A 13,977-nucleotide genomic window follows, 5' to 3' on the forward strand; every position below is an offset into this window, starting at 1 on the left:
TGCTTTTAATCTAACTACTTATATTAAAGATTCCTGTCATAAAATCTTAATAATCCAATAAAAGAGGGAGCCAGCCGGCTCCCTCTTTACTTTTAGTAAAAACCTCCAGTAAAAATATCAAAAAAATTTTACTAAAATGTTTACTGTAAGAGCGCTTTCATTTATACTAGCTTTAAAGTTTACTAAATGAGTTGTGAAAACATTCTATTAGATCACTAAAAGGAAGTTTCGAAGAGAGAGGAGTTTCATCATGGTATTTACAGTTGTATCCTTCTTATTATTTACATTGCTTGTAGCATTTATCTCGTATTGGAAGACGAAAGATGAGGATTTGACCACGAAGGATGGTTATTTCCTTGCCGGCCGCAGCTTGACGGGCTGGGTCATCGGGGGCTCTTTGATGCTCACGAATTTATCGACGGAGCAGCTGATCGGGCTGAATGCTCAAGGGTATTCCGACAATATGTCGGTGATGGGCTGGGAAGTCGGATCCGCGATTGCGCTGGTCATTGTGGCGTTTTACCTGCTGCCCCGTTATTTAAAAGGTGGCATCACGACGATTCCGGACTTTCTGGAAGAGCGCTTTGATTTTGGAACGAAGCAGATCGTCACCATCCTTTTCTTATTCGGTTATGTATTCAACCTGCTTCCGCCGATTCTTTATTCAGGTGCGGTGGCGCTGAGCGGAATTTTCAATGTCCCTGAAATGCTCGGGGTCGACCGTACGACAGCACTTTGGATCACGGTGTGGACGATCGGGATCATCGGTTCGCTGTATGCCATTTTCGGTGGATTGAAAGCGGTTGCTGTATCCGATACCATCAATGGGATCGGACTTCTGATCGGAGGATTGATGATTCCGGTTATTGGATTATTCGTTCTTGGTAACGGCTCGCTGTTCAGCGGGGTGGACATCATCATGGAGAATACGCCAGAGAAGCTGAATGCGATCGGTAAACCGGAAGATCCGGTGCCGTTCAGTACGATGTTCACGGGGATGCTGCTGGTGAACCTGTTTTATTGGGGTACGGCACAGCATATCATGCAGCGTGCGATTGCCGCGAAGAACCTGAAGGAAGGACAGAAAGGGGTCCTGATTGCGGCGGGATTCAAGCTGCTCGGCCCGTTCTTCTTGATTCTGCCTGGGATCATCGCATTCAACATGTTCGGTGAAAATCTTGAACCGACGGATGCGTATCCGAGACTCGTAAATGAAATCCTGCCGACACCGCTTGTCGGATTCTTCGCAGCGGTATTGTTCGGGGCGATCCTGTCTTCGTTCAACTCGGCATTGAATTCATCTGTCACTCTATTTATCTTGAATATTTACAAGCCTTACATGAAACCGGGGGCATCCGATAAACAGCTTGTCAAAACAGGGAAGTATTTCGGGACGCTCTTAGCAGTATTTGCAATGGTATTGGCGCCGCTTATCGAAAAAGCGCCTCAAGGGTTCTTCCAATACCTCCAGATTGTAAACGGTTTCTATAATGTACCTATTTTCACGATCATCATCATCGGGTATCTGACGAAGCGGGTGCCGGCGATTGCGGCTAAGGTTTCCCTCTTTGTATTCATTTCGATTTACGCCGTGACGCAGCTGTTCTGGGATACAGGCCTGCACTTCCTGCACATCTTGGGGATTCTGTTCGTTCTCTGTTCAGGACTCATGCTGATCATCGGAAAGATCAAGCCGAGGGATACAGATTTTGTACTTGAAGAATCACATAAAGTCGATATGAAACCGTGGAAGCTTGTGTACCCGATCGGGATTGCCGTGACCATTGCGATGATCATCATTTATATGATCTTCTCTCCGGCAGGTATCGGTGCATAGGAAACTTACAATCGAACAGTCAGGTGACTTTGCCTGGCTGTTCTTTTTAAAAAGCGGCACTGCAGCAGGCTGCTTAGGTTTTCCATTCCCCTCACGCCCACCAGTGATTTTAAGGAAAATAAACCCTTAGTAAAACTTTTACTAAAAGTTTATTGACGGACAAAGGTGCTTTGAATTAACATGAAATTGGAAGCGGTTACGGTTCATTTGACAGAATCGGCCGCAGGATGAACGAATGATAGATTGACAGATTTGGATTTATAGGAGGAATCACGATGGAGTTTCAAAAGCTTTCAGAGAGCTTTCAGAAGATATTCGGTCAAGCGGCGGAAAGGGCATTCTTTGCACCGGGCCGCATCAACTTGATCGGTGAACACACGGATTATAATGGGGGGCATGTTTTTCCAGGTGCGATCACGTTCGGCACATACGCATTTGCACGGAAAAGGGAGGACCGGCTTGTCAGGATGTATTCGCTGAATTTTGAAGAGAAGAGCATCATCGAATTTGACGTCGACTCACTTGACTTTGACAAAAAACATGATTGGTCAAACTATCCGAAAGGGATGATCCGTTATTTAAAAGAAGCAGGCCACAACATCGATACCGGGATGGACGTCCTTTACTTTGGCAATATCCCGAACGGGGCTGGGCTGTCATCATCGGCTTCCATCGAACTTGCGACCGGGGTGCTACTTCAAGGAATGTTCAGCCTTGATACGGAACGCCTCGAGCTTGTGGAAACCGGTAAAAAGGTGGAGAACGAGTTCATCGGTGTCAACAGCGGGATCATGGATCAGTTCGCCATCGGCATGGGGAAAAAGGGAACGGGCATCCTGCTTGATACCCATACCCTTCACTATCAATATGCCCCGCTCGATCTCGAACACCATAAAATCATCATCATGAATACGAATAAACGCCGCGAGCTGGCAGGCTCGAAATACAATGAGCGCAGGAAGGAATGTGAATCCGCGCTGAAAAGTCTGCAGGAGGTGGTCGATATCAGTTCTCTCGGCGATTTGACCGAGGAAGAATTCGAACAGCATAAACGGGTGATCGCGGGTGAAACCGAACAGAAGCGGGCAAAGCATGCTGTTTACGAAAACCGCCGGACATTGAAGGCGCTGGCTTGCTTGAAGAACGGACAGCTCGCAGAATTCGGGAAGCTGATGAATGAATCCCACGTGTCGCTGCGTGATGATTACGAGGTGACGGGAAAAGAACTTGATGCCCTCGTGGAAGCAGCCTGGAACCAGCCGGGCGTTGTCGGGGCGAGGATGACAGGTGCCGGGTTTGGCGGCTGCGCGATTGCGATTGTGGAAAATGAATATGTGGAACGTTTTATTGCAGAAGTAGGGAAAGAATATAAGGAAGAAATCGGCTATGAAGCGGCATTTTATACAGCAGACATCGGTGACGGTGCAAAAGAATTAGACAAAGAGGTGATCGTATGAACGTGTTAGTGCTTGGCGGTGCAGGATATGTAGGTTCCCACGCAGTCTATCAGCTGGTGGAAAAGGGATACCGTACGATTGTGGTGGATAATCTTCAGACAGGTCATGAAGGGGCCATCCATAAGGATGCTGTCTTCTATAAAGGTGACATTCGCGACAAGCATTTCCTTCGCTATGTTTTTGAAAACGAAAGCATTGACGGCGTCATCCACTTTGCAGCAAACTCGCTTGTCGGCGAATCTATGGAAAATCCGCTGAAATACTTTGATAACAACGTGTACGGCACTCAGGTGACGCTTGAAGTCATGAAAGAATTCGGCGTGAAGAACATCGTCTTTTCATCGACTGCCGCAACATACGGTGAACCCGAGCAGGTGCCGATCACGGAGGACATGGTGACAAACCCGACTAACGCGTACGGTGAAACGAAGCTCGCGATGGAAAAGATGATGAGATGGTGCGACGAGGCATATGGCATCAAATTCGTTTCGCTCCGTTACTTCAATGTGGCAGGTGCGAGAACGAGCGGTGAAATCGGCGAGGATCATGACCCGGAGACCCACCTGATCCCGATCATCCTCCAGGTTGCCTTGGAGCAGCGTGAGCATATCACGATCTTCGGTGAAGATTACGATACACCGGACGGCACATGCATTCGTGATTATATCCATGTCGACGATCTGATTGAAGCTCATCTATTAGCCTTGAATTATTTGAAGGAAACCGGGGAAAGCAATATCTTCAACCTTGGCAGCAGCCAGGGCTTTTCTGTAAAAGAAATGATCGATGCCGCGCGCAAGGTGACCGGGCATCCGATTCCGGCAAAGGTCGGGGAGAGAAGAGCAGGTGACCCGAGCAAGCTGATCGCTTCTTCTGACAAGGCAAAGAGCGTGCTTGGCTGGCATCCTTCAAGAACTTCGATTGAAAGGATCATCGGGGACGCCTGGAATTGGCATGAAAATCACCCATACGGCTACAGAGACGGAAAGGGAGAGTGATGGAGATGACCATTTTCCAAAAGGTTGACGCACTGATCGCAAAAGCGCTTGAAGCCGGACTGATTACAAAAGAAGATGAAGTGTATGCGCGGAACCGGGTGCTGGCCTTACTGAAGCTGGAAGACTATCAGCCGGAGTATGCAGCAGATTCCGGGGACATTCCGGACTTGCTCCAAGGGCTGACCGAATATGCAGTCGAAAAAGGCATCATCGACGATCTGTTCGATAAGAAGGAAATCTTCTCTGCAGAAGTGATGGACTGTTTCATCGCGAGGCCATCCGTCATCAATTCAGAGTTCTTCACCCGATATGAACGCGATCCCGGGGAAGCAACAGATTATTTTTATAAATTAAGCCGGGACAGCAACTACATCCAGACGAAGCGGATTCAGCAGAACATCAGCTACAAGGCCCCGACTGAATACGGGGAGCTCGATATCACCATCAATCTGTCGAAGCCGGAAAAAGATCCGAAGCAGATTGCCATGGAACGCGCGATGCCGAAGAAGGATAACCAATACCCGCAGTGCCTCCTGTGCGTCGAGAACGAGGGATATGCCGGCCGGATCGGACACCCGGCACGGGCGAACCACCGGATGATCAGGCTGAACCTAGGGGATGAAGACTGGATGCTTCAGTATTCCCCGTATGTGTATTACAACGAACACTGCATCGTCCTGTCGAAGGAGCACCGTCCGATGGAGATCAACAAGAGCGGATTCGAGCGCCTGCTTCATTTCGTCCATCAATTTCCGCATTATTTTGCCGGGTCGAATGCAGACCTGCCGATCGTTGGAGGCTCGATCCTGTCTCACGACCATTATCAGGGCGGGCGCTATGACTTTGCGATGGCGAAGGCGGAAAGCGAGTACAGGTTTTCATTGGATGGGTTTTCAGGAGTCGAAGCGGCCATCGTAAAGTGGCCGATGTCTGTCATACGGTTGAGCTCGGATGAAATGGCGAAGCTTGCGGATGCCGCTGATGATATCCTGTCGCAATGGAAGGAATACAGCGACCCTGAAGTCGACATCATCGCTTATTCCCGGGACACCCGCCACAACACGATCACACCGATCGCACGCATGCGTGACGGCAAATACGAACTGGATCTCGTGCTGCGGAACAACCGCACCAACGATGAGCATCCGATGGGCATCTTCCATCCGCACGCCGATGTCCATCACATCAAAAAAGAAAACATCGGCCTCATCGAAGTCATGGGCCTAGCCGTTCTGCCGGCACGCCTGAAGGGCGAACTACAAGAAGTCGAAAAAGCCCTATTGGGAACAGACCATAACGTCGAAGACATCCACCTGCCATGGGTCCAGCAAATGAAAGACCGCCACGGCAGCGAAGTCAACAAAGAAAACGTAAGCGGCATCGTCCGCGAAGAACTCGGCCACAAATTCTCCCGCGTCCTCGAAGACGCCGGAGTCTTCAAACGAGACGACCAGGGAATGAACGCATTCAGAAAGTTCGTGGATGGGTTGAGTGGGAAATAGACAATTCTTTCGGTGGTGAGAATTGCAGGCGGAATCAGAGGACAATTTCATGTGTCGAGCTAGCGTCTTGTAAAAATTATTTATTGTTTTAACCCGTTCCAGCTTTTGATTGGAGTGGAAGACGAAGACTCCTGCGGGAGAAGTGGCCAATGTGAGACCCCGCAGGCAAAGCCGAGGAGGCTCACGGGTCACCCGCGGAAAGCGAAGTCTTCCACGGAAATCAAAAGCGGTAATTAGCAGCGATTCTAAAGATTACTTTATAAATTTATATTAAAGAAAGCCTACAGAGGAGAAAGGTGATAAACATGTACCTAGGTGTTGATTACTACCCCGAACATTGGGACAAATCACTCATCGATGAAGACCTTACCCGCATGAAAGAAATGGGCGTCAACATGATACGGATCGGCGAATTCGCCTGGCACCTCATGGAAAAACAAGAAGGAACCTTCGACTTTTCATTTTTCGATCACGTCATCAAAAAGGCAAAACGCCAAGGAATAAGCGTCATGTTCGGAACCCCGACTGCCACATTCCCGGCATGGCTTGCAAAAAACCATCCTGATATCCTGATCGAAGATATCAACGGAAACAAAAAGGCATTCGGCGGCCGCCGCCAATACTGCTTCAACTCAGAAACCTATGAAGCATACTCCCTGCGCATCGTCGAAAAACTCGTGGATCACTACAAGGACGAAGAAGCGATTGTGTCATGGCAGATCGACAACGAGTTTGGACATGAAGGCAGCGACATGTGCTACTGCGGCCAATGCCAGGATGCGTTCCAGCGTTTCCTTGAAAAGAAATACGATTCAATCGATGAACTCAATGAGCGATGGGGGACGATTTTCTGGGGGCAGACGTATAATGACTTCTCTGAAATCCCTGTCCCGAAAGTGACGGTCACCGTCCATAATCCGGCGATGATGCTTGATTGGGCTCGCTTCCGCTCAGCGTCACTTGCAGGCTTCGCCCATAAACACATCGAACTCGTCAACAGACTGAAAGGCAATCACCAGACCGTCACGACGAACCTGCCTGGCGGATTTTTCGATAAATGGTTCGACCACAACGAATTTTCAAGGGAGCTCGATTTCGTGTCCTATGACAATTATCCGGTCTGGGGCGGCTTGAAGGAGCCGATTTCACCTGCCCACCTATCGATGACGCTCGATTATGTCCGGGGCTTGAAGAAGGAGAATTTCTGGATTGTAGAGGAATTGATGGGGGCACAGGGTCATGACATCATCGGTTACCTGCCTCGTCCGAATCAGGCAAAGGCATGGGCATGGCATGCGTTCGCCCACGGCTGCTCCAATATGCTATTCTTCCGCTGGCGCGGGATGAATAAGGGCGCCGAGCAATACTGCCTGGGAATCCTGGATTCCAACAACCGGACGACACGCAAATACAAGGAAGTCCAGCAATTTTTCAGTGAAGTGAAAGAGCATAAGGCGCTGTTTGATGCACCCGTCAAAGCGGATGTTGCGCTTGTATACGACTTTGATACCATCTGGTCATGGAGGAATCAGCAGCAAAATGCGAGCATCGATTACACGGAGGAAATTCTTCGTCTTTATGAACCCTTCCATAAGCAAAATACGTCCATCGATGTGATTAAATACGATCAGGACTTCTCCGATTATAAGGTGCTTCTTCTTCCGGTGGCAAAAGTGATGGATCCTGAATTGGCCGGTCGTCTCGAGGAATTCACAAGGAACGGGGGAACCGTCGTCATGTCCTACCGTGCAGGTGTGAAGGACCGCGACAACAACCTTGTATTCGGAAAAATGGTTCCAGGGGAGCTTTCCGGACTTCTGGGCATCGAAGTCGAAGAATCCGAGTCCCTGCAGGCGGGTGAGTCAGCTCCTGTTGTCCCTGTCGACGGCGGGGAGGCAACAGAGGCGGTCTACTGGCGCGATCTCGTGAAGCCGCTGACCGCACGCACGCTGCATCGCTACGATGACCGTTTCTACAATGAATATTCCTGTGTGACCGAAAATGATTTCGGCAAGGGTAAAGCCTATTACATCGGTGCAGGTGTTCAGCAGGAAATCATGCATTCACTGGCCAAAACGATCGCATCATCCTCTGGTCTTCATACAGTCGAGTCCAACCCTGGAGTTGAAATCATCACGAGAACGGCAGAAGGAAAAGACTATCAGGTGATCGTGAACCATAACGGATACGAAGAGACATTCAATGGCATCGAGCTCCAGCCGTATGAATGCCGCATCGTAGAGGTGTAATGGATTGGATATCAGAAAAGAACTATTCGGAGAAATCGAAGGAAAGCAGGTCGACTCCTACACGTTAAAAAATGATCATGGAATGGAAGTGTCCTTCATTACGTATGGAGGAGCTGTGACCAAGATCCTTGCGCCTGACCGGCATGGCCGTCTTGAAAATGTCGTCCTTGGATTCGACACGCTGGACGAATATATCAAACACACCCATTATTTCGGTGCCATTGCCGGAAGGGTCGCCGGCCGGATCGGTAACGCCCGGTATTCCTGGAATGGGAAGACAGTGGAACTGACTCCGAACGAAGGGCGCAATCACCTGCACGGCGGGAGTGTTGGTTTTAACCGTGTGATTTGGAATGAGGAAAAAGTCAGTGTCGCAGGTGACAGGGCCAGCGTGAAGATTTCCTATCGCAGCCTGGATGGAGAAGAAGGCTATCCAGGCAACGTGAAGGTTGAGGCAGCCTATACCCTGACGGATGAGGGCGATTTCATCATTGAGTATCAAGCTGAAACCGACCGTGATACACCGGTCAATCTCACCAATCACAGTTATTTCAATCTTAGCGGTGACGCCAAGAGTCCTATTTTGAATCATACCCTGCAGATGGAAGCGGACGCCTACCTACCATTGACAGACACAAATCTGCCGACGGGAGAAATCCGCCCGGTAGAAGGGACGCCGTTTGACTTCCGCCAGCCGCGCACCATTCTGGATGGGATGGAAGAGTCCCAAGAAACGAAAGATGGATATGACCACCCCTTTGTTTTAAAGGAGGATGGAAGTGTCGTTCTTTCACACGGAGGGAGCGGCAGGACGATGACCGTCGAAACCGACCAGAAATCCGTCGTCCTCTACACCGGGAACTTTCTAACAGGTGAGCGTCTGAGCGGTGGCGGCACAGCCGGCAGACATATGGGGCTCTGCCTCGAAACCCAAGGCTATCCCGACGCCGTCAACCACCCTCACTTCCCATCGGTGATGGTCAAAGCGGGGGATGTGTACAGGGCTTCCAACGTATATAAATTCGCAATAGTGAAGTAGAAGAATTAGGAGGGACTGGCCTTTAGAGAGATAAAGGACAGTCCTTTTTGTGTTGGTAAGTGGGGATCCGGCAGGTGCTTGGGCTCAGGTATCTGGATTGAGTGCTGGGTATTGGGTGCCAGGCACAAATCAGCGCTATTGTGCCAGGCACCGAGTGAAGGCACCGAGTAAGGCGGAATAACCTCTGCCCCCTGCAAAAAGTGAAAGGGTTTTCACCTAATTAAGTGGTTTATCGTTTTATCCCGCATAAATTGGGTAACTTTATACTAAATACCAATAACTACTTATACTGAGCAGGAGGGAAACGATGATCAGCCAAACACGTGACATTGTCCAGAAATCGCTGGACGCTTTACTGGAAGATGAACACTTTTTACCGGAATTGCAAGGGGATGCGAGGGAGCAGGCTTTCACTTCGCTGACAGCCATTCTGTCCACCCCGAATCATGTACATAAATCTTTCCTGAGGGTGCCGCTGGAAAATGGGCGGGTCGACCGCATTCCCGCTTTCCGGGTGCAGCATAACAACGCATTGGGCCCGTATAAAGGAGGGATCCGTTTCCACGAGTCCGTCAATGAAGACGAAGTGGTGAACCTCGCGTCGCTCATGACTCTCAAGAACGCCCTTCATGACGTTCCGTTCGGGGGAGGGAAAGGCGGTATCATCATCAATCCGCGGGATTACACGGACAAAGAACTGAACCTGATTGCCAAGAAGTATGTCCAGTATTTCAGTGATGTCATCGGACCCGACAAGGATATCCCGGCGCCCGACATGGGGTCAGGGGAACGCGAGATGGACTGGATGATGTCCGAGTATAAAAGCATCCATCCTGGCTATCCCTATAGGGGCAGCTTCACGGGTAAAAGCGTCATAAATGGTGGTTCACTGGGGCGCAGGGAAGCGACCGGTAAGGGCGTATTTTTTACGTTCCGTTATATGATCCATGATTTTATTAAAAACCAGAAGAATCTGCTGACGAAGACGGATAATGTGTTTGCCAAGACTGCCTTGAAATACGAAGATAAGCCGCTTACCATTTCCGTGCAGGGATTCGGAAATGTCGGGTCTGTCGCGGCTCTTGAAGCCTACCAGTCCACTCATCTGAAGAACAAGGTCGTCGCTGTCAGCGACAGGAACGTGACGCTTTACAACAGTGACGGGCTGGATATTCCCGCATTGATTGAATTTACGATGAGAAATAAAGGAGACCTGCCGACAACCCCTGAACAATTGAAGGAGATTGATACGAAAGCCGAAATATCAGATCGCGAAGATGTCCTGTATCTGGATGTGGATGTCCTCATCCTCGCCGCCCTGGAAGACCAGATCCATAAAGACAATATGGAAAAAGTGAAGGCTGGCATCCTCGTCGAAGGAGCGAACGCCCCTGTCACCACGGAAGCCGACAAATTCCTGAGTGACAAGGGAGTCATCATCGTACCGGATATCCTCGCCAATGCCGGCGGTGTGATCGTCTCTTATTTCGAATGGCTGCAGGGAAGGGAAACCCAGTTTTATTCAGAAGATCAGGTATTCAGTCGCCTATACGAAAAAATGCAGGCAACTCTGGATACGGTCCTTCCGCAATTCTTCGGAGACCCATTCCCACTCCGCCAGAACTGCTATATCCACTCCGTCACCAAGTTGTCGACCATCTTATACAGACAGGGGAAACTTTATTGAATTAACGCATCGAGGGACGGGCCTTTAGCGAGCTAAAGGCCCGTCCCTCACTATGTTTAGTTGAATTTCTAACGGGAAAAGGATTGATAGAAAGACATTCATTACTTTGAAAGGAGAGATGCCGGCATGGCAGAACGAAATGTGAAGAAGCTTCCATACAAAGGAATCAATACAGAGAAGAACAATGGACTGACGGACACACAGGAAGTTTTATGGGCGAAGGAATTTAAACGTGCAACAAAAGCTGGATATCCCGACGAAGTGAAGAGTGACCGCGGATAGGATCTTTGGATTGTGACCCTGTGGACCGGGCTGTTAATGTGCGGTTTATGGGGTTTTTTGTTTGTAAATAAGTACAAAAGCTATTTAGCTTTATCAACATCTCCATGGAGCTGAAATTTCACTCTCGAATAAGTGTAGTCTTTTTTATTTTTTCCAAGTTAGTAAAATCACTTCATTATGACCTCAAAATGAACTTCTTAAAATATCCCCAAATGGTGAAAATAAATTACCCACAAATCCCTTTATATCAACCTTTATCATCAACCCCCCTGCACTTTACTAAAATAATAAAAATTTTAGTAAAAATACGATTGACTATTTTCTGATAATTTACTAAAATCTTAAGTAAGATGTAAACGCTTTCTAATGGGTGTTTTTATTTTTTGACGGAACAAGAAAACGATTACAACTCTTTTAATCTAAGAAACTAAGGGGGACAAAGGGTATGAGGAAATTATTCGTAATGATGAGCATCATTGCTGCATTGATGATCGCCGGCTGCAGCTCCAGCAGTTCGGGAGGCAGCAAGGATGGAGAAGTGACGTTGACGGCCTGGGCCTGGAACGTAAACGTGGGGGCCTTGAATGACGCCGTGAAGGAATATCAAAAGGAGCATCCGAATGTGAAACTGAAAGTGGAAGACATCGGGCGTTTGGATGTGTATGACAAACTGTCAACTGGTCTTGCAGCAGGCGGCGTCGGGCTTCCTGACATCGTATTGGTGGAAGATGACCGCATCCAGGGATATGTTCAGGCATTCCCTCAAGGATTCCTGGACCTTTCAGAAAAAGGATTTGACGATCATAAAGATAAGTTCCCTTCTTTCAAAAATGACCTGGCACAGGTGGATGGAAAATACTTCGCCATGCCATTCGATGCGGGCCCGGGGGGGATGTTCTACCGCAGAAGCCTGTTTGAAGAAGCGGGAGTGAAAGCAGAAGACATCGAGACATGGGATGACTTCCTGGAAGCAGGTAAGAAAATCAAGGAAAAAACAGGTTCATATGCGATGCCTCTGGACATGTTCAAAGATGATCCGACTTTCCGGATGATGTTGAACCAGCAAGGTGTTTTCTATTATGACGAAGAAGGAAACATCGATCTGACAAGTCCTGAAGCCGTGAAAGCAATGGAAATGCAAAAGAAATTTGCCGATGCAGACCTGATCAAGAATGTAGACGGATGGAACGGTGTCGTTTCTTCTACGGTCGACGGATCTGTCGCGACGATTCCGTTCGGCGCATGGTATTACGGAACGATCATCGACCAGGCGAAAGATACAAAAGGGGATTGGGGAGTATTCAAGCTTCCTGCCTTTGAAGAAGGCGGAAACCGCGCTTCGAACCTCGGCGGATCCAGCTGGATGATTCCTGCCGCTTCTGAAAATGCGGATGCTGCTTATGATTTCCTTGAGTATTTCTCAACGGATAAAGAGACACAGATCATGGCGATGGAAGACTACGGCCTATTCCCGTCTCTGAATACTACTTACGATTCTGACGTTTTCACTGGCGAAGACGAATTCTTCGGAGGTCAGAAGATCTGGGAGCTGTTTGCAGACGAGATGAAGGATGTGCCGACCGCATATTACACAAAAGACTATTCAGTGGCACTTGATGAAGCCATCAAGGCACAGGCAGATACATTCAACGGTACAGATCCTGAAAAAGCGCTAAAAGAAGCAGCGAAACGATTGGAAGATCGTACGGAACGTAAAGCAAACTAGATTCAAGTTTTCCTAATTAAAAGAGAGATTTAGAGCCAAGAGGTTCTTCTGGTGATCTAGGTCTCTCTTTTTCTATCACATTCTGCGGGGCTGAACGAACCGCATCCGCTAATAAATTCCGCAAGAGAGAAGGATGATGTATGAAGTCAAAGACATATATCCCATATTTATTCATAGCACCAGCCGTCATTCTGTTCAGTATCTTTATGCTTTATCCGATCATTTCATCGCTGATCCTCAGCTTTCAGACCGGACAGGGCGCGAATCTGACATTTGTCGGGCTGGATAATTACAAACGGCTGTTATCGGATGAAATTTTCCACACCGCACTTAAAAATACCTTTATTCTATTAATCATCCAGGTGCCGATCATGGTCCTGCTGGCCCTTGTGCTGGCTTCATTATTAAACTCGGCTTTGCTTCGCATGAAAGGATTCTTCCGGGTGACCTTCTTCCTGCCGGCCGTCACGTCATTGGTCGCCTACTCCATCATTTTCTCCATCATGCTGATGAATGACGGGGTGGTCAACCAGCTGCTGACGTCCCTTGGATTCAAGGCCATACCGTGGCTGAACGACCCGTTCTGGGCAAAAGCGTCCCTGATCATCGCGATGACATGGAGATGGGTCGGGTATAACATGGTCATTTACCTGGCCGGCCTGCAGAATATTCCCGAGGAGCTTTATGAAGCGGCAAGCATGGACGGGGCATCCCGGGTGCGTCAATTCTTTGCCATCACCATCCCGCAGCTGAAGCCGGTCATATTGTTTACCGTCGTGCTGTCGACGATTGGAACGCTTCAGCTATTCGACGAGCCGTTCGTATTGACGAAGGGCGGACCGAGTGATGCGACACTGACGATCGGGATGTATCTGTACCAGACCGGGTTCCGCTTCTTTGATTTTGGCTATGCTTCAACCATTGCATATGTGATTGTGGTCCTGATCGCAATCATGACGTTCATACAATTCAAAATAACGGGTGATCAAGAATGAGACAGTCTAAAGTAGGAAAGAAAATCGGTTTATATAGTGTCCTGGCCTTGGGTGCCCTCGTTTCCCTGTTCCCGTTTTACTGGGCGGCGATCGGGGCGACGAATGAGAGCGGCAAGATGTTTTCAAAGCCTCCGGTCCTAGTACCGGGAGAGAAACTTGCAGAAAACGTCCAAATTTGAATGCGTCGATTGATATTGGGAAGGTC

The 13,977-nt window shown here is 48.7% G+C and carries 11 protein-coding genes; all 11 read left to right on the forward strand.

Annotation, left to right across the window (positions count from 1 at the left end; translation table 11 throughout):
- Positions 1–250 precede the first annotated feature (250 nt).
- The 11 genes from HWX64_RS14190 (at position 251) to HWX64_RS22205 (ending at position 13,951) form a co-directional block, all read left to right on the forward strand.
- Positions 251–1,837 (forward strand): solute:sodium symporter family transporter, encoded by a 1,587-nt coding sequence (locus HWX64_RS14190; RefSeq protein WP_175990194.1) that lies wholly within the window; start codon positions 251–253, stop codon positions 1,835–1,837.
- 275 nt (positions 1,838–2,112) lie between these two features.
- Complete coding sequence (locus HWX64_RS14195) at positions 2,113–3,294, forward strand: galactokinase (RefSeq protein WP_175990195.1); 1,182 nt, start codon at positions 2,113–2,115, stop codon at positions 3,292–3,294.
- Positions 3,291–4,292: a UDP-glucose 4-epimerase GalE gene (gene galE, locus HWX64_RS14200; RefSeq protein WP_175990196.1), complete on the forward strand. Its 1,002-nt coding sequence runs from the start codon at positions 3,291–3,293 to the stop codon at positions 4,290–4,292. Before HWX64_RS14195 ends, galE begins: the two co-directional genes overlap by 4 nt.
- A gap of 5 nt (positions 4,293–4,297) precedes the next feature.
- Positions 4,298–5,794 carry a UDP-glucose--hexose-1-phosphate uridylyltransferase gene (gene galT / locus HWX64_RS14205; RefSeq protein ID WP_175990197.1) on the forward strand — a complete coding sequence of 499 codons (1,497 nt, stop codon included), beginning with the start codon at positions 4,298–4,300 and terminating at the stop codon, positions 5,792–5,794.
- Between the two features lie 305 nt (positions 5,795–6,099).
- Positions 6,100–8,043: a beta-galactosidase gene (locus HWX64_RS14210; RefSeq protein WP_175990198.1), complete on the forward strand. Its 1,944-nt coding sequence runs from the start codon at positions 6,100–6,102 to the stop codon at positions 8,041–8,043.
- Between the two features lie 4 nt (positions 8,044–8,047).
- Positions 8,048–9,082, forward strand: coding sequence for an aldose epimerase family protein (locus HWX64_RS14215; RefSeq protein ID WP_175990199.1), 1,035 nt, complete (start codon positions 8,048–8,050; stop codon positions 9,080–9,082).
- A gap of 307 nt (positions 9,083–9,389) precedes the next feature.
- Positions 9,390–10,769, forward strand: a complete 1,380-nt coding sequence (locus HWX64_RS14220; RefSeq protein ID WP_175990200.1) for a Glu/Leu/Phe/Val dehydrogenase — start codon at positions 9,390–9,392, stop codon at positions 10,767–10,769.
- 126 nt (positions 10,770–10,895) lie between these two features.
- Positions 10,896–11,051 (forward strand): YfhE family protein, encoded by a 156-nt coding sequence (locus HWX64_RS14225; RefSeq protein WP_175990201.1) that lies wholly within the window; start codon positions 10,896–10,898, stop codon positions 11,049–11,051.
- Positions 11,052–11,496: 445 nt separating this feature from the next.
- Positions 11,497–12,777: a sugar ABC transporter substrate-binding protein gene (locus HWX64_RS14230; RefSeq protein ID WP_175990202.1), complete on the forward strand. Its 1,281-nt coding sequence runs from the start codon at positions 11,497–11,499 to the stop codon at positions 12,775–12,777.
- A 140-nt stretch (positions 12,778–12,917) separates the two neighbouring features.
- The gene (locus HWX64_RS14235) at positions 12,918–13,772 is read left to right on the forward strand and encodes a carbohydrate ABC transporter permease (RefSeq protein ID WP_175990203.1); all 855 of its coding nucleotides are present in this window, start codon (positions 12,918–12,920) and stop codon (positions 13,770–13,772) included.
- Complete coding sequence (locus HWX64_RS22205) at positions 13,769–13,951, forward strand: hypothetical protein (RefSeq protein WP_368495591.1); 183 nt, start codon at positions 13,769–13,771, stop codon at positions 13,949–13,951. Before HWX64_RS14235 ends, HWX64_RS22205 begins: the two co-directional genes overlap by 4 nt.
- The last annotated feature ends 26 nt before the right edge of the window (positions 13,952–13,977 follow it).

It is taken from the genome of Bacillus sp. Marseille-Q1617 (assembly GCF_903645295.1).
GTDB lineage: Bacteria > Bacillota > Bacilli > Bacillales > Bacillaceae_B > Rossellomorea.